Genomic DNA, 21,578 nt, shown 5'->3' with positions numbered 1-21,578 from the left:
AGGCCGTGGCGTATTCGAACGTGGTGAGGTCGTATTCGGTACTTCGGGACGACGGCCCTGCTCCTAGACTGGCGCAGATAACCCAACACCGGTGCAGAAAACGGGGGATACGTAATGACTGATGCCAAGCAGCTCCACGATGAATCCATCATTATTGATGGTCTGATCATCGCCAAGTGGGAGCGTGAACTGTTCGAAGATATGCGCAAGGGCGGCCTGACCGCGGCCAACTGTACCGTATCCGTCTGGGAAGATTTCCAGAAGACTGTTGATAACATCTCGGCGATGAACAAACTCATCGAAGACAACAGCGATCTGGTGATGAAGGTTAAAACCACTGCCGACATCCTCAAGGCCAAAGAGCTGGGCAAAACCGGTCTGATGATGGGCTTCCAGAACGCTCACGCGTTTGAAGACCAAATCGGTTACGTACAGGTGTTCAAGGACCTCGGCGTGGGTGTGGTACAGATGTGCTACAACACCCAGAACCTGGTAGGTACTGGCTGCTACGAGCGTGACGGTGGTCTGTCCGGTTTTGGTCACGAAATCGTGGCGGAAATGAACCGTGTCGGCATCATGTGTGACCTGTCTCACGTGGGCTCCAAAACATCTGAAGAAGTGATCCTGGCCTCCAAAAAGCCGGTTTGTTACTCCCACTGCCTGCCATCCGGCCTCAAAGACCACCCACGTAACAAGTCTGACGCGGAACTGAAGTTCATTGCTGACCACGGTGGTTTTATCGGCGTGACCATGTTTGCTCCGTTCCTGAAAAACGGTATCAACTCCAGCATTCAGGATTACGTGGAAGCCATCCGTTACATCGTGAACATCGCCGGTATCGACTCTGTGGGTATTGGTACTGACTTCACTCAGGGTCACGGCAAGGACTTCTTCGAGTGGCTGACCCACGACAAGGGTTACGCTCGTCGCCTGACCAACTTCGGCAAGATCGTGAACCCTGAAGGTATTCGTACCGTTGGCGAATTCCCGAACCTGACTGAAGCGCTGCTGAAAGATGGTTTCACTGCCGAAGAAACTGCCAAGATTATGGGCGGTAACTGGGTACGTGTTCTGAAAGACGTCTGGGGCGCCTGATCCCGGCGGATTGGCGCTGACATAGTCATTTCACCCACGCCGGGGCTGCGAGGCACTGGCGTGCGGGTGGGGTGATGCTGAAAAACAGCATTTGCGGGTTTCTGTGTGAGGCACAGGTGCTTGTGGATGCTGTTTTTTGTTTTGATCGTGCTCGTCAGGCGTCAGATAGACTGGATGCGTCAAGAAGAGTGGCAATGTCTCCTGCCTTGACCATGCCGCCCTGGATGACGCGACAGCAAACGCCGCCGCGCCAGCGTGGGATGAGAGCCCTGCTGAGTCCGGAGCATACTTCTTCCATACGCCGACAGGGCATGGTTTCTCGGCTGATACGAAGGATGGCGTCGCCTATCTGTAACAGTCGGCCGATGTCTTCGTTACTGAATTCGTAACCGCTGATCAGCAGATTGGCGCGGCGTTCATGCCAGCCCAGTTCAATTCCCAGTTCATCACAAGCGGCTTGCCAGGACTCTTCACTGAGCACGGATACCTGACGGCTGCCCGGTTTTCCGCGGAAATCACCCTCCAGTCCCTGTTCCGGGGTGATCTGGCACTGACGTAATAATTGCATGGGGGCTCGTTGGGCGGCACGAATGGCTATGCCTTTGAGACGTAACTCTGACAAGAAACAGATCCGCTAACTGGTTGATTTGTCATCATACAATCCACTGTGCCACAGAGCACAAAATTCGTTTGGTTTCGCCGATGGGCGTGGCATTCTGTGACTCTTCTCCCGTTATGGGATTGTCAGACAACCCTGCCAATCGGAACTGCATACGATGTCGAAGAGTTATATCAATGCCCTTGCTGGTCGCCCATGGTCGTTATCGGAGCTGGTATTTGATCTGGACGATTGCATCGATGACGAAGGTCGGCCGGTGTCTGAACGGCGCGCAACCATGGCAACCCGTGCTGGTGTTGAAATGGATATGCGGGTTTGTCCTTACTCCGATAAGCGTAATGGTCAGTGGATGAATGTGTCCGCACTGAGCCAGGTTTCCACCCATTACAACGAGGTGATGGCATCGTTATTGGCGTTTCGCCTGGCCCAGAAGGCCGCTGGTGAAGATGATTGGATGGCGGTGCAGGCGGCTGTGGTCGATCTGCTGTTGCAGCCGGTGTTGTCGCGTTTGCAGCTGGGGCAACAAGCCAGCAACGGGCGTATTGATGCCCAGGCGGCTGTTGCTCACAAGCTGGGAGCCGGTTTTTTCGGCATCCTGCGCTCGGTGAATGATCGTTATGCCAGCGGGCAGGACTTGCCGTTTGGGGTGGAGAGTTTCCTCGATTTTGTTGAACGCCGTGATGCTCTGGTCGGTGTTACAGAAGTCTGTGCCGGTTCTCCACAAATGATTCGCCGTGCCTGTGTCGGCCTGTTTGACGCTGAACCGGCGGCACAGGCAGAAGGTATTCATATTCCAGCGGCGCGTCTGACGGTAGCGCGATTGTTAACTCTTCAGGTAGCGGTTGGCACCTGTTGGCGTTTGCTGGATGAACAACACTGGTTCCGTCTCTGTTGTGGCTCGGAGCGGACGTTTCTGCAACCGATGAATACTCATTTGCGGCAGCGCCTCGATTTTGAACATCGCAGTTGTCCGCTGGTGTCACCGGAACCGTCTGAACAAGGTTTGCCAGCGGGGCTGATGGCAGAACATCGTATCGTGTTACAGCGGGCACTGGCTGGTAAACCGGTGGATCAGACAGATGTCAGTCGGGTTGCTGAGTTGCTGGCTGAAGGCCCTGCAGTGGTTCGATACGCGGGTGATCCGCAGCAGTTGCAGCAGCAGATTGCAGCTTATTTGCTGGCATGGCGCTCTTTTCGCGCCGTACTGTTCGACCTCGAACAGCAGATTCGTATCGCATTCTGGCAATTGCCGGGCGCTGCCGTTGATGGGCTGGATGCAAATGCTGGTTTTAATCCGGGGCGGATGATTTTTGCGAATCCGAAGGCGCTGCCTTGGTATGAATGTATGGTGGGGTGCCGCATGGATAACGATGGTTATCTCTACGGCTCCTCCACCGGTTTGCGGGTGCCGGTGCGCGGCTGATTATTCGATAACGTTACGAATATCCTGCGCGACCTGCTGTGGTTGTTCCCAGTGGGTGTTGTGTCCGGCTCCGTCATAGGTTCTTAAGGTTGCCGCTGGAATGCTGTCGAGCAACACTTGTTGATCGCTGGCACTCATCAAGGGATCGGCGCTCCCCCAGATAATCAGGGTTGGAGCCTGAATGTCGGCCAGAAAGGCCGAGTGATTGTCAGTCAAAAGACCCCGAAATGCGGCTTTCCAGACACGTGCCGGTACCTTGCCGGTTTCACTGACCACCTTCTCAAAAAACGCCTCATTCACCGGGTTTGGACCTGTTTGCCATTCACGAATAAAATCGCTGCTGATCGGGTCCTGAAACTCGCTGGTGCCAACCACTTCTTGCCACAAATACTCAATCACTTCGTTATTGACCAGTGTTGGTGCTGAGCCTATCAGCACCAGTTGACTGACCCGCTGTGGATAAACCGATGCCATCTGACTGGCGACTAACGATCCTAGCGAATGTCCCACCACAACTGCCTGGGAAATACCGAGTTTGTCCATAAACGCGATCATGTCTTCAGCGAAGACCGGAATACTGTAACCCCCGGCGGGTTTGTCAGAGTCACCATGGCCTCGCAGTGACGGTGCGTATACCCGGAATTTGTCCTTGAGCAACGGCATGACCTGCGACCATGAATGGTTGGAGTCCGTTACTCCATGGATAAACAGGATCGGGATACCATCCGCTGGGCCATCGACCCGATATTCCAGATGAATGCCGTTATCAAGGCGGATCTGTTTATTATTGTCGGCGTGGATCTGGCTGGCCGTTAGCAGAGTCATCAGTACACACAGAACCAGTGTCAGGGGGTAACGTCTTGCCATACGAATTCTCCCGATATCCTTGTGACTGACGTCTGTATTGTGTCAATCATGTTTTTTGTGTCAGACAATCCTAATGATTTGTTCTCGACAGGAATACCCTCAACAGCAAGCTGACCTTAATAGATACATCATGATTTCTGGCCGATATTTGACAGCAGCTGACAGAGAGGCAGGTTTCATGACGAACGGTAGCGCTCACGCTATTATGTGTGCCTTCTGAATTCTTAACCGGTTGAACCATGTTAGACGAACTTCTGGGAGGCGCGCTGATTGGTCTGGCGGCGTCTCTGTTATGGCTGGGTATTGGTCGTATCAGTGGTATGACCGGTGTGTTGTCCAGCCTGTTTCTACTCTCAAAAAGCGGCCAGTGGTCGCGTCGGAGCTGGTCATTCTGGTTCCTGCTGGGGCTGGTGCTGGCCTGGCCTCTGTATCACCTGTTCGGTGCTGAAGCACCCATTCACATCACCACCAATAGCGGTTTGCTGATGCTGGCCGGTGTGCTGGTCGGGTTTGGTACTTACGTGGGTAATGGTTGTACCAGCGGGCATGGTGTCTGCGGTATGGGGCGGTTGTCGGTGCGTTCGATGGTGGCGACGGTGACCTTTATTGTCGCCGGTATGATCACCGTGGCGCTGATGAACCTGCTGGGGGTGCAACCATGAGTGCGGTGATTGCGTTGCTCAGCGGTTTGTTGTTCGGGATGGGCCTGCTGGTTTCCGGCATGAACAACCCGGAAAAAGTGCGGGCGTTTCTGGATATTGCCGGTCACTGGCGGCCAGAGCTGATTGCGGTGATGGGGTCTGCCGTTACCCTGTTTGCGCTGGCGTTTTATCTCAGTCGCGGCCGCCAGAAGCCTTGGTGTGCGGGCGAATTTCACGAGCCGATGCTGAAGCAGATTGATGCTCGCCTGTTGGGTGGGGCGGCGCTGTTTGGTAGCGGTTGGGGTCTGGTTGGGTTGTGTCCGGGCCCGGCGCTGGTGAACCTTGCCAGCCTTGATCCGTCGGTGTTGGGGTTTGTGCTGGCCTTGCTGGTCGGCAATCGTCTGGCCCACGCTCTGGTTGGACCGGCGGCCCGCTGATCCACCGTCACAGGATTGTCAGCGCATGGCAACCGCGCTGTCATACGGAGCTGTTGAGATAGCGGCATCTTCGTAATAGGCAGTACTGTCATGCCGCTGACTCGCCGGGAGTTTCTACTGGATGCCGTTGGCAGCCCGCTGGTGGCACCGTTTCTTCGCAAGTCTTCCAGTCGTATTGACTGGCCATTCCGCCACGGCGTTGCCAGTGGTGACCCTCTCACGGATCGCGTGATTCTGTGGACCCGTATTACTCCGCCGGATGATCGTGAGTTTGTGCAGTGGCGCTGGTGGGTAGCTGAAGACCCGTCGTTTAACCGGATTGTGTCCTCTGGGGAGGGGACAACCGACCGGTTGCGCGATTTTACTGTCAAGGTCGACGCCGATGGACTGAGTCCCGGGCGTAGCTGGTATTACGTGTTCGAAGCGTTGGGACAGCGCTCCGATATCGGTCGTACCCGCACCTTGCCGGAACAGGGTGTTGAGCATCTGCGGTTGGCCTTTACTTCCTGTGCGAATTACGCGGTGGGCTGTTTTAACGTTTACCGGGAAATTGCCAAACGCGAAGATCTGGATGTGGTTCTGCATCTGGGAGATTACCTCTACGAGTATGCCGATCTGGAAGCCTGTGCGGCGTCCGGGCGTATACACCAGCCGTTAACCGATATCCGCTCACTCGACGATTACCGCACCCGTCATGGCTGTTACAAGCTGGACCCGGACCTGCAGGAAGTGCATCGCCAGCATCCGTTTATGGTGATCTGGGACGATCACGAGATCGCCAATAACGCCTGGCCGGGTGGTGCGGAAAATCACTCACCGGAGCAGGGCGACTGGTCACAACGCTTGAGTGCCGCGGTGCAGGCTTATCTGGAGTGGATGCCGATTCGTGATCCGGACAGCCCCGGCCGTATCTGGCGTAATTTCCGCTTTGGTGATTTGCTTGACCTCAATCTGCTGGATACCCGTCTGGCCGGACGTGACGAGCAGGCCAATACCCTTGAAGAACGTAACCTCGAAACCCGCACCTTGCTGGGATTTGAACAGGAACAATGGCTGGCAGAACGGATGCACCGGTCGGTTCAGGATGGCATGCACTGGAACCTGTGTGCCCAGCAGGTGATGCTGGCGCAACTGGGCACCAACAGTACGCCGTTTAACTACGATCAGTGGGACGGTTATCCGGCGGCGCGTCAGCGCCTGTTTGATCAGGTACGAGCAGCAGGGCTGAATAACTGGGTGGTGCTCACCGGCGATATTCATTCCAGCTGGGCGTTGCAGTTGCAGGATGATCCGTTTGCCGACGAGCCACGGCCACCGCTGGGCGTCGAGCTGGTGACGCCGGCCGTGACCTCAGTCGGTATCGACAACCAGACCCAGGCCCAACTGGCGGCCAGTTCGCTGCAAGGGCTGCTACCACACCTGCACTTTGTTGATTTTTATTTCCGGGGTTATGTGCTGCTGGATATTCGCCGCGAACGTTTGCAGGCGGAATGGTGGGTGGTGGATAACGTGGCGTCTCGTCGTTACAGCAGTGGCTGTTTGCGAGCGCTGATTCTGGAGTCCGGTTCAACGCAGTGGATTGAGGCGGCGATGCCAACCCCGGCGCGGACAGCGGCGGCCGCAGCACCGGGCTGGCGCGATGATTTTGCGTTCCTGCGCCAGTGGCGACAGCCAATGATGGACCAACCACAGTTTGCGGATGCTGGTTCCGGTTTCGGGCGTTAACCCCTGGTCAGATTATTCGCCCGGAGACTAAGTACAACAGCGGTGATCAGCCACCGCTGTTGTGTTTGAGCAGAAAGTCCCGGCAGTCCATGGCACTGCGATCGGCGGCTTCTTCCATCACCAGATGCCCACAATGTTCATAGACCTTCAACTCTGATTGCGGCATTTGCTGCATGAAACGGCTGGCATGGCTGATTGGCATCCACGGATCATTGGCTCCCCATTGCAGCAATACCGGGGTTTTGATCTGGTCGAGCAGGTTGGTTTCAAAGCCCAGGGTGTCCCGCACATAGCGCATCACCCGTGCGGCTGCGGTACGATTACCTTCCGCCATAAACAGATCGTAATAACGCTGAATATCGTCTTCGGAAATTTTGCTCGGATCAAAATAGATGTCAGTGAGCATTTGCTCGATCTGTTCGCGTGGAATCTTGCTGCGAGAATAAACCCAGCCACCACCGGGCATGGCCATGCCCATCATGAAGGTGGGCGGAACAAAGCTGAAACCGGCGCTGTCGAGTAATACCAGCTGGCTGACCCGTTGTGGAAAGCGGGCGGTGTATTCCCAGCCAATCCAGCCGCCCATGGAATTGCCGGCAATGGCACAACGCTGGATGCCCAGTGCGGTGGTGAAGTCGGCCACGAAGTCGCTGTAGAGGTGGCGGCACATCCCTCGCGGGTGGGCGCCGGTCAGACCGAAGTTGGGAAGGTCGATACTGATGACGCGGAAGTGCTGACTGAGGATTTCGGTCCAGCGATTCCAGGTATGCAGGGATGACATCAGACCATGCAACAGCAGCAGGGCCGGGCCTTCGCCAACGTCACGGTAGTGCACGTTCATACCGTCCAGTTCCAGATACTGGCTGTCAGGCATCTCGTAACGCTGGCGCAATTCTTCGCGAGTCAGGCCACCTGCTTCATGGTGCAGGCGTTTCTGAAAATCGATAGCAGCCGTCAGAGGATTGAACAACCACGGATTTCCGGACCAGGGGTCAAACATGGTGAACTCCTTCCCGCACAGGGACAACCGTCGTGGTAGACGTATATATCAGATGATAGAGTGAAGTCAGGTTCAGGCAAGCATAAACATCGTGACAGTGAGTTGCGAGGCAGGCCTGACATTCAGGCTGGTATTTACCGGCGGTGATCAACCCAGGATAGGAAGCTTATGGAATCTGTTATTTCAATGCTGTTTTCGGTGCCATTTTTTATAGTGGTTGGTGTGCTGGTACTGCTGACGCGCGGTATCAAGGTTGTACCCCAGAACGAAGCCTGGCTGATTCAACGTTTTGGCAAATACCACAGCACCAAGGAAGCTGGTCTGAATTTTATTATTCCGTTTTTTGACGAAGTAGCGGCGCGCCGCAGCCTCAAGGAACAGGCTCAGGATGTGCCGAGCCAGTCGGCGATTACCCGCGATAACATCACCCTGACCGTCGACGGCGTGTTGTATTTCCGTGTGCTGGACCCGTACAAGGCCACCTACGGTGTGGATAACTACGTGTTTGCAGTGACCCAGCTGGCGCAAACCACCATGCGTTCCGAGCTGGGCAAAATGGAACTGGACCGTACCTTTGAAGAGCGGGCTTTGCTTAATACCAACATCGTTACCTCCATTAACGAAGCCGCTGAGCCATGGGGTATTCAGGTGCTGCGTTACGAGATCAAGGACATCGTGCCACCGTCATCGGTGATGGAAGCGATGGAAGCGCAGATGAAAGCCGAACGGGTCAAACGTGCGCAGATTCTGGAGTCCGAAGGTGACCGCCAGTCCGCCATTAACGTGGCTGAAGGTCAAAAGCAGGCGCGGGTTCTGGCCGCTGAAGCGGACAAGTCCGAGCAGGTGCTGAAGGCCGAGGGTGAGGCGCAAGCAATTGTAGCGGTTGCCAAAGCCAAGGCGCTGGCGTTGAAACTCATGGGTGAGGCCGCCTCAACCGACGAAGGCCAGAAAGCCGTGCAGTTGGAACTGGCGACCCAGGCCATTGATGCCAAACGGGCGATTGCCCGTGAGTCTTCGGTGGTGATGCTGACCGATAACGGCACCGATGCCGCATCCGTGGTGGCGTCGGCAACGACAATTATCAACAGTCTGAATCTGCAGCAGAACGCTGCTCGTCGTCCAGGTGGCGCAACATGAATGAATATCTGACCCAGAGCCTGATGGTACTGGGACTGCTGGCCCTGATTGTTGAAGCTGCTGTTTTTGGCTTCTCGCTGATGGTGCTGTTTTTTCTGGGCCTGTCGCTGCTGCTGGCGGGTCTGGCCATGTGGCTGGGCCTGATTCCGGAAACCCTGCTGGCGGCATTGATCACGGCTGGGGTGCTGACGGGTCTGCTGTCGGCGCTGTTGTGGAAACCGTTACGCCGTATGCAGGAAAGCCGCAGCCCCAGTGATGTACGTGGCGATTTCGCTCGTGAGCCATTTGTACTGGCGGCTGATGTCGACAGCCGTGGCCTGAGTGAACATCGTTATTCCGGTATCGTCTGGAAACTGCGCAGCCATACACCATTGGCCGCCGGTACGCTGGTGGAAGTGGAGCGGGTTGAAGTGGGTGTGTTGTGGGTCAAGGCCCGGGAGTCCGGGGTTTGAATGATGTACCAACACCGGGATACTGGCTGCAAGGCCAGATATTCCGCAACCAGCCTCTGACAGAGCTGTGGGCTTTCTGGAATCAGCACAGTGGTGCGGAACTGGCACCGGCTCTGGCGCAGGGCTTTGTGCAGGTTGACGGTCAGACGCTGACCTCGACCGATCAGGAGTTACATCCGGGCCAGCATTTTGCGCTCTATCTGGCCGAACATCAGGAAGGAGCAACCGACGGCGGCTGGAAATTGCTCTGGCAAAATTCCGAGCTGTTGCTGGTGCACAAGCCCGCCAATTTGCCGGTCAGTCGTACCACCCGTAACCTGTTTGATACCTTGATCAGCCGCGTTCGCCGCGAAACCCAGTACGACGATGCGCACCTGTTGCATCGGCTCGATGCTGAAACCTCGGGTCTGATGGTGCTGGCCAAAAACAGTCACTGTGATCGTAAATGGAAAAAGCGCCTCGACAAGCTGCTGGCGCGCAAGGAATATCTGGCGCTGGTGCAAGGACGGCCGGACTGGCAGGAGTTTCACTGTGAAACCTTGCTGGCCGAGCGTTCCGACAGTGCCATTCGCAGCCGGATTTATGTGGTCGACGAAGCGCTGCAGGCTCAGCAGCCGGAGCTGTATGGCACGGCTCGGCACAGCGTAACCCGCTTTTGTTGTCTGGCTTCGCAGCAGACCGAACAGGGTTGGCAAACGGTGGTCCATTGCGCTCTGGAAACCGGCCGTCGCCACCAGATTCGTGCCCAGCTGGCATGGCTGGGTTTTCCCATCATGGGTGACAAGATCTACAGCCACGATGGTCATTTTTATCTGAAACGTCTGCAGCAGCCATTGGCAGCAGAAGACTGGCAAGTGCTGGGAGCAGAGCATCATCTGTTACACGCTTTTGAGGTCGAACTGTGCCAATACGGTAATTGTTCAATTCACCGTGATCCCTGGATACCGGAGTCCTGGCCATTATGGGCTCGTGAGCAAATCCGGGATTGGCAACTCAATGGTTCAAATATGGCTGCTAATGTAATCAAAAACGACACTGATATATCTGTTAACGACTGAATTGTTAACACTTTATGCATCAGTGCACTTCAACTGACGCAGAAAATTCATTTTTGTTAATGGCGTTCAGTACCTATAGTGCGTCTTCTTTTCTGATCCGGGGAAATGGATATATGTTGATTGATGGAACGATGGAGAGCCTCTGCCAGCCTGCGCTGCGCCTTGATGGCCAGTGTGGTTTTGATATTCAGGGTGATCGGGTGCTGCTCAGCATTGGCCGCATCAGCAGTGATCGTCCCGACGGTAATGTCAGCGGCACTCTGCAGATTGGCCTGTGGGCACAATCGGCTGAGGGTGACGAATACGCACTGGCGTTTACCTCCATTGGAACGCTGTTTGGTGGTTTCTGTCTGCAGGATTGCCAGTACGATCTGGTATTCCAGCAACCGCCAGTGGGTGAGTGGCAGCTGTCTGTGCGTCTGCAGGAGTGGGATAACGACCGTTATCTGACTCGTCATGAAGTGGCGTTTGCGGTGCCTTATACCGTCGCCTCTGACGTTCAGATGGCCGTCGAAGCGCTGGTAGCCGCTGAAGACGCCGTTGTTGCCGAAGAAGCAGAAGAAGCCGTTGTTGCCGAAGAAGCAGTAGCCGCTGAAGAAGCCGTTGTTGCCGAAGAATCGGTAGCCTCTGAAGAAGAAGTCGTTGCTGAAGAAGAAGTCGTTGCTGAAGAAGCAGTCGTTGCCGAAGAAGCGGTAGTTGCCGAAGAAGTGGTAGCAACCGAAGACGTGGTAGCAACCGAAGAAGTGGTAGCAGCTGAAGAAGTGGTAGCAGCTGAAGAAGTGGTAGCAGCTGAAGAAGCGGTGGTTGCCAAAGAAGCGGTAGCAGCTGAAGAAGTCCCTTACATTGTCGATGGCGCCATCAGCATCAACCGTGCCCCACTGTCAGTACTGGCCAATATCCGTGGCCTGTCTGGCCGTCAGGCCGCTGCTCTGGTGAAAGACCGTCCGTTCAAGAGTGTTGATGACCTGGTGCGTGTGAAGGGGATTGGTGCCAAGACCCTGGAGCGTCTGCGCAGTCAGCTGACTCTGTAATCGTGGCAGGAATTTCAGGAGCCATGCCGGTTGGCATGGCTCCTGAAGTGTCTGGTTACAGCAATGCCAGACTCAATGCTGGCCAGAAGGTAATGACCAGAACGGTCGCCAGCAGGATAAAGAAGAACGGAATCGTGGCCCGATACAGGGTCATTACCGGTTTATTGAAGCGGAAGCTGGCAATAAACAGGTTCATACCCACCGGCGGGGTGAAATACCCCAGCTGCATGTTCGCCAGGAACAGAATCCCCAGATGTACCGGGTGAATCCCGTACTCCACCGCAATCGGCAGAATGATCGGAATCATGATCACAATCGCCGAGAAGATATCCAGCATCATCCCCAGCACCAGCAGGAACAGGGTCAACAGCAGCAGGAAGGTGAAGCTGTCGGTAACGTGTTGCTGGATGAACTCGAAGATGGCTTCCGGAATACCGGCATCAATCATGTAGTTGGTGGATGCCATCGACACGCCCAGAATCAGCAGGATAGCGCCGACCAGCTTCATGGAGTCACGCATCACCACTGGCAGCTTGCTGAAGCTGATTTCACGACGGATCAGTACGCTGACAATCAGCACGTACAGCGCGGTAATCGCTGCCGCTTCTGAAACCGCAAACAGACCACCGTAGATACCACCCAGCACAATAAACGGCAGCGGGATTTCCCACGCGCAGTCTTTTAATGCGGCCCAGGCTTCGGCTTTATCAAACTTGTGTTGTGGCTTGTCAGCCTTGGCGCGTGGCTGCAGGGCACTGTAGATCGACAGAGCAACCAGCATCAGGGTGCCTGGCAGCAGACCGGCAACAAACAGGTCATCAATGCTCACCGGAGTATCCAGCGACATTTGCTGAGCCACTACGCCGTACAGAATCAGCGGCAGTGACGGTGCAAACAGCAGACCCAGACTGCCGGAGGTGGTGACCAGACCGAGGTTAAAACGCTCCGGGTAACCGGCTTTATCGAGTGCTGGTACCAGCAGGGCACCCAGGGCAACGATGGTGACACCGGATGCACCGGTAAAGGCAGTAAACAGCGCACAGGTCACCAGCGCCACGATGGCGAGGCCACCCGGCATCCAGCCGAGGAATGCATCGGTAATACGCACCAGACGTTGTGGTGCCTTGCTTTCACCCAGCAGATAACCGGCAAAGGTGAACAGCGGGATGGCAATCAGCACCGGCATTTCGGCAATACGGTAGATTTCCACCGCCATGACCATCAGGTCGACGTCGGTCTGGTAATAACCCCAGAGTGCACTGGCGGTAATCACGGCAAACAGCGGCGCGCCAGACAGTGCCAGCAAGGCCAGCAACAGAGGAACAAGAATGGTCATCAGTCGTTGTCCTCAGGGAGTTGATTCAGGGCAGCCTGTACGGTCTGGATGGCGAAACGCAGTGCCATCAGGCCAAAGCTCAGAGGAATAATGATCTGCAGCGGCCAGGCTGGAATATCACCAAACGCCAGGTCGCCAAATTCACGGGCGACTTTGACAAACTCGGTGGCGCTGACAGCAACAATGCCGCAGATAACGGCGGTAAACGCCGAGGTCAGTACTGAAATCCAGCGCGCCACGGCCGGTTTGGCCAGACGGTTTACCAGATCAATACTGATGTGTTCACGGGTACGGGTGGCGAGAACAGCACCCATCAGGCCCAACCACAGCACCATGACCCGCAGCAGCGGCGGAATCCAGAGGATACCACCGCCGAGCAGGCTGCGGGCGAGGATGTCCACGCCCGCAAGGATGACCATGGCCAGCAGGAGGGCGACCAGCAGGCCGTCCTCAATGCGGTGGATCAACCGGATCATATTATTTGGCCCGTACAGCCTGCAGACGTTCCTGCAGTTGCTTGAACAGTTCTACCGGATAAACGCCCTTGTTGGCCAGTTCGGTCAGGGTGTCGGTGGCCAGCTGGTGCCAGGCTTTCTGTTCGGTTTCGTTCAGGGTCACGAAGTTCATGCCACCCTTCACCAGAGCCGCACGAGCGCCTTCTTCGTCTTTCTGGTTCTGCAGGTCCATGGCCAGGAAGGTTTTCTTCATGATGTCACGCACTACGGTCTGGTCGGCGGCATCAATCTTGTCGAAAGCACCCTTGTCGACCACCAGCATGCCCATCAGGAACAGCAGTGGGAAGTCGGTGGTGTGAGTCAGTTTGCTGTGCCATTGCAGGGCAATGGAAGTCGACAGGTTCACACCAACGGTGTTGATCAGACCAGTTTGCAGGCTGGTGTAGACGTCAGAAATCGGCAGGGATACCGGTGCAATACCGGCCTTGTCGAATGTGGTCTGGCTAACTACGTCACCTTCTGGTGCCCAGACTTTCTGGCCGCCGAAGTCGGACAGGGCAGCGATGCTTTTGTTGGACATTACGTAGGCGAAACCACCTTCGGTCATACCCAGCAGCACGTAACCCTTGTCTTCCAGAGACTTGCTGATGTACGGGTCAAACTCGGAACGTACGGCACGCAGTTCTTCGACGTTCTGGAAGGTGAACGGCAGGCTGTACAGCTGGGTGACGTTGCTGATGCTGTTCAGTGCACCGGCGGATACGGCACCACCTTGCAGCTGACGAATCTGGATCTTGCGCAGCACGCTCTTGTCGCTGCCCTGCACGCCGCCCGGGAAGAACTTCATCTTCACACGGCCATCGGTGGCTTTCTGGATGTCATCGGCGGCGCCGCGCATCATTTTCATCCAGCTGGTGCCGTCTGGTGCCAGGGTGGCAATTTTCAGGGTGGTGGCTGCCTGACTGAGCGGACTCAGACTCAGCAACATCAAACCGAGGGCAAACAGTTTTTTCATCTGGTTTTTCCCGTAGTGGTATTACCGGTTAAAGGTTATTCAAAAAATTCTTCGGATTCTTCGAGCAGAACCGCGGCCTGGCGCTGGGCCAGACGGTTGATCAGGGTCAGACCTTCAGCATGCGGATCAGCGGCCAGCGCTTCGTTCAGCAGGCGGTCGTGCAGTTCCTTGTCGAACATCAGGCGCGCGTACTGTTTGGCGTACAACACCTTGGCCATCAGGTGGTGACCTTCACTTATGGCAATCGCACGCTCGAAATGTTCACGACCCACTTCCGGCTTGCCGCCCAGTGACGGCGGAATTTGGGTTTCCATCACACCCAGATAGACCTGCAGCGTGCCTTGATCGTATTCCGGATCGAGGGTGGCCAGCCATTGCATGAGCGCCTTGGTTTTGCCCAGTTCGGCAATGGCGCTCCAGTCTTCGCTGTTGGCCTGGATCCAGCCAGCCTTGGCGGCAGCATAGGCGTAGAACACGGCGATATCGTCTTCGTCGTAGTTATTCTTCAGACCATAAACCATGTCGGCTTCCGGTTTGTCGACCAGCGCACAGGCGTCTTCGTCGAACTCACAGAGGGCGCGACGGGCGTAACCCATGGCTTTGTCGGCCATCAGCTTGGCCTGTACCGGGTCCTGGGAGAATACACCGGCGTAAGCGCCGTACAGACGAGCGGCGGCCAGCAAGTAGTCTTCATCGTCCGGATAGGTCAGAACCAGGGCGTCCAGCAGCAGCAGGTAGGCCGGAGCACCGGCGGCTACGACAGATGGGTCGTCGTGGTTGAGCATGGAACGGGACAGGTTGTTTGGCAGTTTGCCGACGGCACAGCCGGCCAGGGAGGCTGCCAACGCCGCGATCAGAAGTTTTTTCATGGTCAGGTTTAGCCCGGTGCTTCGGAATTGCGCCGCATTGTACACAGCTTGAGCCACGCCTTTAATGGCTTGTTTGGCACAACTGGGTTACATGATCTGGATATGTGTGTATTCGGAAGTGTATATGGCTGCCGGTGGTCAGTTTCTGGCCTTTGGCAGATTCGGACGCTCGTGTTGAGGTAATGATCGCTACCCTACAGGGCCTACAAAAAAGCCGGACATCAGGGATATCCGGCTGGTGATCCACTCACTGGGAGTGCTGGTTACGCCACTGCTCCAGGAATTTGGCGACGCGGCCGATGGCTTCGCGCAGATCGTCCTCGTGGGGCAGGAACACCATGCGGAAGTGCTGGTTATCCGGGTAGTTAAAGCCGGAGCCTTGCACCAGCATCACGCGGGTGGCTTTTAACAGTTCCATAAAGAACTGGCGGTCATCGGCGATCGGGTAAATTTCCGGGTCCAGTTTCGGGAACATATACAGTGCGGCTTTGGGTTTGACGCAGCTGACACCCGGAATGGCGGTGATCAGTTTGTAAGCCAGATCACGCTGACGGCGCAGGCGACCCCCTTCCCTGATCAGATCATTGATGCTCTGGTAACCGCCGAGTGCGGTCTGGATGGCGTACTGGCCAGGGACGTTGGAGCCCAGCTTGATGTTGGACAGCATGTTCAGGCCTTCCACGTAATCGCGGGCACATTCCTTGGCACCGGACAGGAACATCCAGCCAGCGCGGTAACCACAGGCACGGTAAGCCTTGGACAGCGAGTTGAAGGTGATGGTCAGTACGTCTTCGGCGAGGCTGGCCAGCGCGATGTGCTGTTCACCATCGTACAGGATCTTGTCGTACACCTCGTCCGACAGCAGTACCAGCTCGTGCTCACGAGCGATCTGCACAATGCCTTCCAGCAGTTGTTTGCTGTAGAGGGCACCGGTCGGGTTGTTCGGGTTGATCACCACAATACCCTTGGTACGTGGGGTGATCTTGCTGCGGATGTCGTCAAGATCCGGCATCCACTCGTTGTTTTCGTCACACAGGTAGTGAATCGGAGTACCACCGGCGAGGCTGGTGGCCGCTGTCCACAGCGGGTAATCCGGAGCCGGAACCAGCAGTTCGTCGCCGTCATCCAGCAGCACGTCGATGGCCATGGTGATCAGGTCACTGGCGCCGTTGCCCAGATAGATGTCATCGAGGGTGACACCCTTGACGTTGATCTGCTGGGTGTAGTGCATCACCGCTTTGCGCGCGGCAAAAATGCCCTTGCTGTCGGAGTAACCGGCCGAGTTTGGCAGGTTGCGGATCATGTCCTGCTGGATTTCTTCCGGGGCGTCAAAACCGAACGGTGCCAGGTTGCCGATGTTCAGCTTGATGATGCGCTGGCCTTCGTCCTCCATCTGCTTCGCCGCGTCCACGATCGGGCCACGCACGTCATAGAGTACGTTATTGAGCTTGGCGGACTTGCGGATCTTCTTCAAGAGAGGCCTCCAGGGGGCTGCAGCAGTCGGATGCGGCGACAACAGAATCTTCGTTAGTGGGCTTCAGGCCCTGTCAGGTAATGGCGGTATCAGAGGTTTTGACTGAACACTTGTGACAACGTCGTGGAGCATTGTACACCGGCTTTCTCACACCTTTAATGGCTCGTTTGTCACAAGAAGGTCATCCAATGGTCTTTTCGCGTTCATCCACCGGGATTTCCTGTTCCCTCAGTGCCGCCAGTTTGCGATAGAGGGTTCGTTCACTGATACCGAGTTGCTGCGCCAGCAGGGTTTTGTCGGGATGCTGGCTGAGCAGTTGCAAATACTGTTGTTCGAGCTGATCAAGCGGTATTGGCTGCCTTGCCAGCTCTTGCAGGCTTTGCCGGGGCAGTGGGCTGACTGTGCTGGCGGATACGCTGGGGATTTCCGGTTGCAGGTGCCAGGGTTCAATCAGGTCGTGATCACAGAGCAGGATGGCACGTTCAATATGGTTGCGTAACTGGCGGATATTGCCGGGAAACTCCTGCTGTTGCAGCCATTGGCAAGCGGCTTCCGAGAAGTCGCGGGCATGGCTGGCGGGCAGCTGTGACAGCAGGTGTTGGGCCAGAAGCACAATGTCTTCGCGACGTTGTGCCAGATTGGGAAGATGTACAGGAAAAGCACTGATGCGGTAGTACAAATCCCGGCGAAACTGGCCGAACTCTACCATGTCGGCCAACGGTCGATGGGTGGCGCAAATAAGACGGAAGTCGGCCCGGCGCGCTGTCACACTGCCCACAGGTCGGTAATTTCCGGACTCGATCAGGCGTAATAATTTGACCTGCATGGCCAGTGGAATATCGCCGATTTCGTCGAGGAACAGAGTGCCGCCGCTGGCGGCGTCGACCAGTCCGGGCTTGCGTTGGGTTGCGCCGGTAAAGGCGCCTTTTTCATGGCCAAACAGTTCGCTTTCAAACAGGCTTTCGGTGAGTCCGGTGCATTCCACCACCACAAAAGGGTTGTTGGCGCGTTGGCTGTGACTGTGCAGGTACTGGGCGGCGAGTTCCTTGCCGGTGCCGGACTCGCCCAGTAACAGCACACTGATATCACTGGGTGCTGCACGACTGAGCAGTTCCAGCATACGGGTGAACGCCGGGCTGGTGCCTTTGAGGACGCGCCCCTGATGGGTGTCGGTACGTTCGGCGGACTGCATGATTTCCACGAAGTAGCGGATATTGCCGTGTTCGTCGCGTACCGGATTCAGCTCCACATTGACGTGCTCTCGCCCCTGAGGAGTATTGTGAATATGCAGCAGTCGTTGCCGTTTGCCACTTTGCTGGCACTGGCGCAACGGACAGGTTTCTCCGGCCTGATCACAGGGACTGCTGTAGCCATGGGATATTTCATAACAACGACGGCCGATCAGTTCTCCTTCATGCGGGAACTGGCGTCGGTAGGCGTCGTTGGCAGCACAGATACGGTAGTCGGTGTCCATCAGGATCGCCGGGGCCGGAATACTGTCGAGCAAGGACACAATTTCCGCTAGTGATGCAGCTGGATTGATTGTCATGGTTGGCATTTCTCCTGACAGAAATGGCAAATAGTGGCAGCGATTCTAGCGGGCATTGTGGTGCCCAGCGACCATGCGGGACGATTTGCCACAGTTTCAGCGGCAAAACGGGGCTGTATAAAGGGTTTTTCCAGCGCTTGAGCGGGTTGGCAAGATGATTGCTAAACAGCTGATCGTTAACGTTGTTGCCTGTTGTATTGGTGTGATGTTCTGGTGCCAGGGTGGCAATAAAAGAGGAAAGCCAATGAATCAGAATTGGTGGCGACTGCCGCTGGTACGCGAACTGGGTGTAGTGCTGCTGGTCAAGCTGGCACTGATCTGGGTGCTGTACCGGATGTTTTTCGCCAGTCCTGTGATTGCAGTATCGACACCGGAGGCAGAAGCCGCCGGTCGTATGGCTGAACGTCTGGGTATCCCGGAGTCGTCAGTCCAGTCCGTGCCGACATTGTCAGCGTCCACGGATATTTCTACCGAACACGTTCTTCCTTCATCAGCAGTACCGTCCCAAGCGGAGAGTCATCATGATCAGTGAAAACCTGGTGGACCTGTCGCGGCTGCAATTTGCCATGACTGCGTTGTACCACTTCCTATTTGTCCCCCTTACGTTGGGGATGACCTTTATTCTCGCCATTATGGAATCCCTGTATGTCATGACCGGCAAACAGGTTTACAAGGATATGGTGAAGTTCTGGGGCAAGCTGTTTGGTATCAACTTCGCTCTGGGTGTGACCACCGGTCTGACCATGGAGTTCCAGTTCGGTACCAACTGGGCTTATTACTCTCACTATGTGGGTGATATTTTCGGGGCGCCGCTGGCCATTGAAGGCATGATGGCGTTTTTCCTCGAAAGTACCTTTATTGGTCTGTTCTTCTTCGGTTGGGATCGTCTGACCAAGATTCAGCACTTGATGGTGACCTGGCTGGTGGCACTCGGCTCCAACATGTCGGCGCTGTGGATTCTGATTGCCAACGGCTGGATGCAGAACCCGGTGGGGGCCGAGTTCAACTACGACACCATGCGTATGGAAATGGTGAACTTCTCGGACGTGATTTTTAACCCGGTTGCCCAGGTGAAGTTCGTTCACACCGTTTCGGCCGGTTACGTGACCGGTGCCATGTTTGTGCTGGGGATTTCGGCCTGGTATCTGCTCAACAAACGCGATCTGCCGTTTGCACGCCGTTCCTTTGCGGTGGCGGCCAGCTTTGGTATGGCATCGATTCTGAGTGTGATCCTGCTGGGTGACGAATCCGGTTACGAAATTGGTGACGTGCAGAAAACCAAACTGGCGGCCATTGAAGCCGAGTGGCACACCCACGAAGCGCCCGCGGCGTTTACCCTGTTTGGCTGGCCAAACGAGGAAACCATGCAGACCGACTATGCCGTGCGTATTCCGTATGTGCTGGGTCTGATTGCCACCCGTTCCACCACCGAGGAAGTGACTGGTATTCACGATCTGCTGATCGAGCACGAAGCCCGTATCCGCAACGGTATGCTGGCTTATGACCTGCTGCTGAAACTGAAAGCCGGTGACAAGTCTGAAGAAACCCGCAACGCCTTTGATATGGTGCGTGACGATCTGGGTTATGGCCTGTTGCTGAAGAAATACACCAACAACGTGACCGATGCCTCCGAAACCCAGATCAAGTCTGCTGCCCGTGACACTATTCCGAAAGTTGCACCGATGTTCTGGGGCTTCCGTCTGATGGTGGCGTGTGGTTTCGCCATGCTGTTGCTGATTGCCTTGTCCTTCTATCACTCCGCCCGTCAGAGTGTTGAAAAGCAGCGCTGGTTGCTGAAAGCACTGGTGTGGGCGCTGCCACTGCCGTGGATTGCCTGTGAAATGGGCTGGTTTGTGGCCGAGTTCGGTCGTCAGCCATGGTCGATTGCCGAAGTATTGCCAACCCATCTGTCGGCTTCCAGTCGTTCGGTTGAAGATCTGTGGATGAGTATCGGTGCCTTTGTGGCGTTCTACACCCTGCTGCTGATCGTTGAAATGTACCTGATGTTCCGCTTTGCACGCCTTGGTCCTTCGGCGCTGCACACCGGTCGTTACCACTTTGAACAACCGGGTCGTCACGGCGCTGCGGCGATGGCATCTCCGGTGATGAATCGTCACCACGATCGGGTGTAAGGAGTTTTTATGGATTACGAATCGCTCAAACTGATCTGGTGGGCCCTGATTGGCCTGCTGCTGGTCGGCTTTGCCGTCACCGACGGTTTTGATATGGGTGTGGGTGCGTTGCTACGGGTTTTGGGTAAAACCGATACCGAACGTCGTGTGATGCTGAACACCATTGGCCCACACTGGGACGGTAACCAGGTATGGTTCATCACCGCCGGTGGTGCCATTTTTGCGGCCTGGCCAATTGTGTATGCCGTGGCGTTTTCCGGTTTCTACTGGGCGCTGCTGCTGGTGCTGTTTGCGCTGTTTTTCCGTCCGGTCGGTTTTGAATACCGCTCCAAGATTGAAGACAGCCGTTGGCGCAGTATGTGGGACTGGGGCCTGACCGTTGGTGGTGCCGTACCGGCGCTGGTCTTTGGTGTGGCATTTGGCAACCTGCTGTTAGGGGTGCCGTTCCAGTTTGACGAGTTTATGCGTTCCACTTACACCGGTTCGTTCTGGGAGCTGCTGAATCCATTCGGTTTGCTGGCTGGTCTGATCAGTCTGGGCATGTTGTGCATGCACGGCGCTACCTGGCTGCAGATGCGTACCGATGCTGACCTTTATGAACGTGCTCGCAAGCTGTCGATGGTATTGGCGCTGGTGGTTGCGGTGCTGTTTGGTCTGGCCGGTGTCTGGCTGTACCTGGGTGTGGATGGTTATCTGATCATGGGCAGTGCCGATATTGCCCAGGCCATGACACCACTGAACAAGGTTGTTACCCGTGAGCCGGGTGCCTGGTTCTACAACTACAGCAAATACTCCTGGATGATGGTGGCTCCTCTGATGGCGTTTGCCGGTTTTGCTCTGGTGATTGTGTTCAGCTCGACCCGTCGCAGTGGTCTGGCGTTCCTGTTCAGCGCGATTGCAGTGGCCGGGGTGATTCTGACCGCCGGTTTCAGCCTGTTCCCGTTCATCATGCCGTCCAGTCTGGAGCCGAACCACAGCCTGACCGTCTGGGATGTGGTGTCCAGCCGTATGACCCTGAACATCATGTTCTGGGTAGCCATGGTGTTTGTGCCAATCATCCTGAGTTACACCATCTGGGGTTACTACAAGATGTGGGGTCGCCTCACCAACGGTTTTATCGAGAACAACAAGTACTCGACCTACTGATACGGATAACGCAGTGCCGGAGTTTCTGACCCTGTCGGGCAGACCGTTCCGGCACTTGCCGATCCGCTGGCTGTGACAAATATTCGCCCTGCGGCCAGCGTCCGCAGGGTCAGACAA

Annotated in this window: 21 protein-coding genes; 12 read left to right on the top strand and 9 right to left on the bottom strand. The window is 55.9% G+C overall.

All coding sequences use genetic code 11. The features are described 5' to 3' along the window. The first annotated feature begins 114 nt into the window (after window positions 1–114). Window positions 115–1,095 carry a dipeptidase gene (locus OUO13_RS18910; protein WP_283175466.1) on the top strand — a complete coding sequence of 327 codons (981 nt, stop codon included), beginning with the start codon at window positions 115–117 and terminating at the stop codon, window positions 1,093–1,095. A 154-nt stretch (window positions 1,096–1,249) separates the two neighbouring features. On the opposite strand, the gene OUO13_RS18905 is transcribed toward OUO13_RS18910, so the two are convergent. Next, window positions 1,250–1,717 (bottom strand): MOSC domain-containing protein, encoded by a 468-nt coding sequence (locus tag OUO13_RS18905; RefSeq protein WP_283175465.1) that lies wholly within the window; start codon window positions 1,715–1,717, stop codon window positions 1,250–1,252. Between the two features lie 154 nt (window positions 1,718–1,871). On the opposite strand from OUO13_RS18905, the gene OUO13_RS18900 reads away from it, so the two are divergent. Next, on the top strand, window positions 1,872–3,137 hold the full coding sequence (locus tag OUO13_RS18900) for a hypothetical protein (protein ID WP_283175464.1): 1,266 nt from the start codon (window positions 1,872–1,874) through the stop codon (window positions 3,135–3,137). Here OUO13_RS18900 and OUO13_RS18895 read toward each other — a convergent pair whose 3' ends face one another. Beyond that, window positions 3,138–4,004, bottom strand: coding sequence for an alpha/beta fold hydrolase (locus OUO13_RS18895; RefSeq protein WP_283175463.1), 867 nt, complete (start codon window positions 4,002–4,004; stop codon window positions 3,138–3,140). Between the two features lie 239 nt (window positions 4,005–4,243). Here OUO13_RS18895 and OUO13_RS18890 point away from each other — a divergent pair, with 239 nt between their 5' ends. The 3 genes from OUO13_RS18890 (at window position 4,244) to OUO13_RS18880 (ending at window position 6,807) form a co-directional block, all read left to right on the top strand. Next, window positions 4,244–4,666, top strand: coding sequence for a YeeE/YedE family protein (locus tag OUO13_RS18890; protein WP_283175462.1), 423 nt, complete (start codon window positions 4,244–4,246; stop codon window positions 4,664–4,666). After that, window positions 4,663–5,082 carry a DUF6691 family protein gene (locus OUO13_RS18885; protein ID WP_283175461.1) on the top strand — a complete coding sequence of 140 codons (420 nt, stop codon included), beginning with the start codon at window positions 4,663–4,665 and terminating at the stop codon, window positions 5,080–5,082. Before OUO13_RS18890 ends, OUO13_RS18885 begins: the two co-directional genes overlap by 4 nt. A 90-nt stretch (window positions 5,083–5,172) precedes the next feature. Beyond that, window positions 5,173–6,807, top strand: coding sequence for an alkaline phosphatase D family protein (locus tag OUO13_RS18880; RefSeq protein WP_283175460.1), 1,635 nt, complete (start codon window positions 5,173–5,175; stop codon window positions 6,805–6,807). Between the two features lie 46 nt (window positions 6,808–6,853). Here the strand turns inward: OUO13_RS18880 and OUO13_RS18875 are convergent, their stop codons facing one another. Beyond that, the gene (locus tag OUO13_RS18875; protein ID WP_283175459.1) at window positions 6,854–7,807 is read right to left on the bottom strand and encodes an alpha/beta fold hydrolase; all 954 of its coding nucleotides are present in this window, start codon (window positions 7,805–7,807) and stop codon (window positions 6,854–6,856) included. A 168-nt stretch (window positions 7,808–7,975) separates the two neighbouring features. Between OUO13_RS18875 and OUO13_RS18870 the strand changes: the two genes are divergently transcribed. The 4 genes from OUO13_RS18870 (at window position 7,976) to OUO13_RS18855 (ending at window position 11,485) form a co-directional block, all read left to right on the top strand. Then, window positions 7,976–8,944 carry an SPFH domain-containing protein gene (locus tag OUO13_RS18870; RefSeq protein WP_283175458.1) on the top strand — a complete coding sequence of 323 codons (969 nt, stop codon included), beginning with the start codon at window positions 7,976–7,978 and terminating at the stop codon, window positions 8,942–8,944. Beyond that, window positions 8,941–9,396 (top strand): NfeD family protein, encoded by a 456-nt coding sequence (locus tag OUO13_RS18865; protein WP_283175457.1) that lies wholly within the window; start codon window positions 8,941–8,943, stop codon window positions 9,394–9,396. The genes OUO13_RS18870 and OUO13_RS18865 overlap by 4 nt, the downstream gene beginning before the upstream one ends. Then, on the top strand, window positions 9,393–10,454 hold the full coding sequence (locus OUO13_RS18860) for an RluA family pseudouridine synthase (protein ID WP_283175456.1): 1,062 nt from the start codon (window positions 9,393–9,395) through the stop codon (window positions 10,452–10,454). The genes OUO13_RS18865 and OUO13_RS18860 overlap by 4 nt, the downstream gene beginning before the upstream one ends. Before the next feature lie 113 nt (window positions 10,455–10,567). After that, entirely contained in the window at window positions 10,568–11,485 is a 918-nt protein-coding gene (locus tag OUO13_RS18855) for a ComEA family DNA-binding protein (RefSeq protein WP_283175455.1), read from the top strand. Between the two features lie 55 nt (window positions 11,486–11,540). Here OUO13_RS18855 and OUO13_RS18850 read toward each other — a convergent pair whose 3' ends face one another. The 6 genes from OUO13_RS18850 to OUO13_RS18825 form a co-directional block, all read right to left on the bottom strand. Then, a complete protein-coding gene (locus OUO13_RS18850; protein WP_283175454.1) occupies window positions 11,541–12,821 on the bottom strand; it encodes a TRAP transporter large permease in 1,281 nt (426 codons plus the stop codon). Further along, window positions 12,821–13,297 carry a TRAP transporter small permease gene (locus OUO13_RS18845; RefSeq protein WP_283175453.1) on the bottom strand — a complete coding sequence of 159 codons (477 nt, stop codon included), beginning with the start codon at window positions 13,295–13,297 and terminating at the stop codon, window positions 12,821–12,823. Before OUO13_RS18845 ends, OUO13_RS18850 begins: the two co-directional genes overlap by 1 nt. Window position 13,298: 1 nt before the next feature. Continuing rightward, window positions 13,299–14,291 carry a TRAP transporter substrate-binding protein gene (locus OUO13_RS18840; RefSeq protein WP_283175452.1) on the bottom strand — a complete coding sequence of 331 codons (993 nt, stop codon included), beginning with the start codon at window positions 14,289–14,291 and terminating at the stop codon, window positions 13,299–13,301. 35 nt (window positions 14,292–14,326) lie between these two features. Further along, a complete protein-coding gene (locus tag OUO13_RS18835; protein WP_283175451.1) occupies window positions 14,327–15,160 on the bottom strand; it encodes a TRAP transporter TatT component family protein in 834 nt (277 codons plus the stop codon). Window positions 15,161–15,407: 247 nt separating this feature from the next. Then, complete coding sequence (locus OUO13_RS18830) at window positions 15,408–16,634, bottom strand: pyridoxal phosphate-dependent aminotransferase (protein ID WP_283175450.1); 1,227 nt, start codon at window positions 16,632–16,634, stop codon at window positions 15,408–15,410. A gap of 181 nt (window positions 16,635–16,815) precedes the next feature. Next, window positions 16,816–18,183: a sigma-54 interaction domain-containing protein gene (locus OUO13_RS18825; RefSeq protein ID WP_283175449.1), complete on the bottom strand. Its 1,368-nt coding sequence runs from the start codon at window positions 18,181–18,183 to the stop codon at window positions 16,816–16,818. A 244-nt stretch (window positions 18,184–18,427) separates the two neighbouring features. On the opposite strand from OUO13_RS18825, the gene cydP reads away from it, so the two are divergent. From cydP to cydB, 3 genes are read left to right on the top strand one after another with little or no spacing between them, the layout of a single operon-like run. Then, window positions 18,428–18,715: a cytochrome oxidase putative small subunit CydP gene (cydP, locus tag OUO13_RS18820; RefSeq protein ID WP_283175448.1), complete on the top strand. Its 288-nt coding sequence runs from the start codon at window positions 18,428–18,430 to the stop codon at window positions 18,713–18,715. After that, window positions 18,705–20,315, top strand: coding sequence for a cytochrome ubiquinol oxidase subunit I (locus OUO13_RS18815; RefSeq protein WP_283175447.1), 1,611 nt, complete (start codon window positions 18,705–18,707; stop codon window positions 20,313–20,315). Before cydP ends, OUO13_RS18815 begins: the two co-directional genes overlap by 11 nt. A 9-nt stretch (window positions 20,316–20,324) precedes the next feature. Further along, the gene (gene cydB, locus OUO13_RS18810) at window positions 20,325–21,461 is read left to right on the top strand and encodes a cytochrome d ubiquinol oxidase subunit II (RefSeq protein ID WP_283175446.1); all 1,137 of its coding nucleotides are present in this window, start codon (window positions 20,325–20,327) and stop codon (window positions 21,459–21,461) included. Window positions 21,462–21,578 lie beyond the last annotated feature (117 nt).

This window comes from Parathalassolituus penaei, assembly GCF_026626885.1.
Lineage (GTDB): Bacteria > Pseudomonadota > Gammaproteobacteria > Pseudomonadales > Oceanobacteraceae > Oceanobacter > Oceanobacter penaei.
Note: the sequence above shows the minus strand (reverse complement) of the source record. Positions and strands in the feature narration are given on the sequence as shown.

Excerpts from the sequence above, each read along its gene's own strand:
- OUO13_RS18910 (WP_283175466.1), top strand. The coding sequence starts at position 115 with ATGACTGATGCCAAGCAGCTCCACGATGAATCCATCATTATTGATGGT.
- OUO13_RS18900 (WP_283175464.1), top strand. The coding sequence starts at position 1,872 with ATGTCGAAGAGTTATATCAATGCCCTTGCTGGTCGCCCATGGTCGTTA.
- OUO13_RS18895 (WP_283175463.1), bottom strand. The coding sequence starts at position 4,004 with ATGGCAAGACGTTACCCCCTGACACTGGTTCTGTGTGTACTGATGACT.
- OUO13_RS18890 (WP_283175462.1), top strand. The coding sequence starts at position 4,244 with ATGTTAGACGAACTTCTGGGAGGCGCGCTGATTGGTCTGGCGGCGTCT.
- OUO13_RS18885 (WP_283175461.1), top strand. The coding sequence starts at position 4,663 with ATGAGTGCGGTGATTGCGTTGCTCAGCGGTTTGTTGTTCGGGATGGGC.
- OUO13_RS18880 (WP_283175460.1), top strand. The coding sequence starts at position 5,173 with ATGCCGCTGACTCGCCGGGAGTTTCTACTGGATGCCGTTGGCAGCCCG.
- OUO13_RS18875 (WP_283175459.1), bottom strand. The coding sequence starts at position 7,807 with ATGTTTGACCCCTGGTCCGGAAATCCGTGGTTGTTCAATCCTCTGACG.
- OUO13_RS18870 (WP_283175458.1), top strand. The coding sequence starts at position 7,976 with ATGGAATCTGTTATTTCAATGCTGTTTTCGGTGCCATTTTTTATAGTG.
- OUO13_RS18865 (WP_283175457.1), top strand. The coding sequence starts at position 8,941 with ATGAATGAATATCTGACCCAGAGCCTGATGGTACTGGGACTGCTGGCC.
- OUO13_RS18855 (WP_283175455.1), top strand. The coding sequence starts at position 10,568 with ATGTTGATTGATGGAACGATGGAGAGCCTCTGCCAGCCTGCGCTGCGC.
- OUO13_RS18850 (WP_283175454.1), bottom strand. The coding sequence starts at position 12,821 with ATGACCATTCTTGTTCCTCTGTTGCTGGCCTTGCTGGCACTGTCTGGC.
- OUO13_RS18845 (WP_283175453.1), bottom strand. The coding sequence starts at position 13,297 with ATGATCCGGTTGATCCACCGCATTGAGGACGGCCTGCTGGTCGCCCTC.
- OUO13_RS18840 (WP_283175452.1), bottom strand. The coding sequence starts at position 14,291 with ATGAAAAAACTGTTTGCCCTCGGTTTGATGTTGCTGAGTCTGAGTCCG.
- OUO13_RS18835 (WP_283175451.1), bottom strand. The coding sequence starts at position 15,160 with ATGAAAAAACTTCTGATCGCGGCGTTGGCAGCCTCCCTGGCCGGCTGT.
- OUO13_RS18825 (WP_283175449.1), bottom strand. The coding sequence starts at position 18,183 with ATGACAATCAATCCAGCTGCATCACTAGCGGAAATTGTGTCCTTGCTC.
- cydP (WP_283175448.1), top strand. The coding sequence starts at position 18,428 with ATGAATCAGAATTGGTGGCGACTGCCGCTGGTACGCGAACTGGGTGTA.
- OUO13_RS18815 (WP_283175447.1), top strand. The coding sequence starts at position 18,705 with ATGATCAGTGAAAACCTGGTGGACCTGTCGCGGCTGCAATTTGCCATG.
- cydB (WP_283175446.1), top strand. The coding sequence starts at position 20,325 with ATGGATTACGAATCGCTCAAACTGATCTGGTGGGCCCTGATTGGCCTG.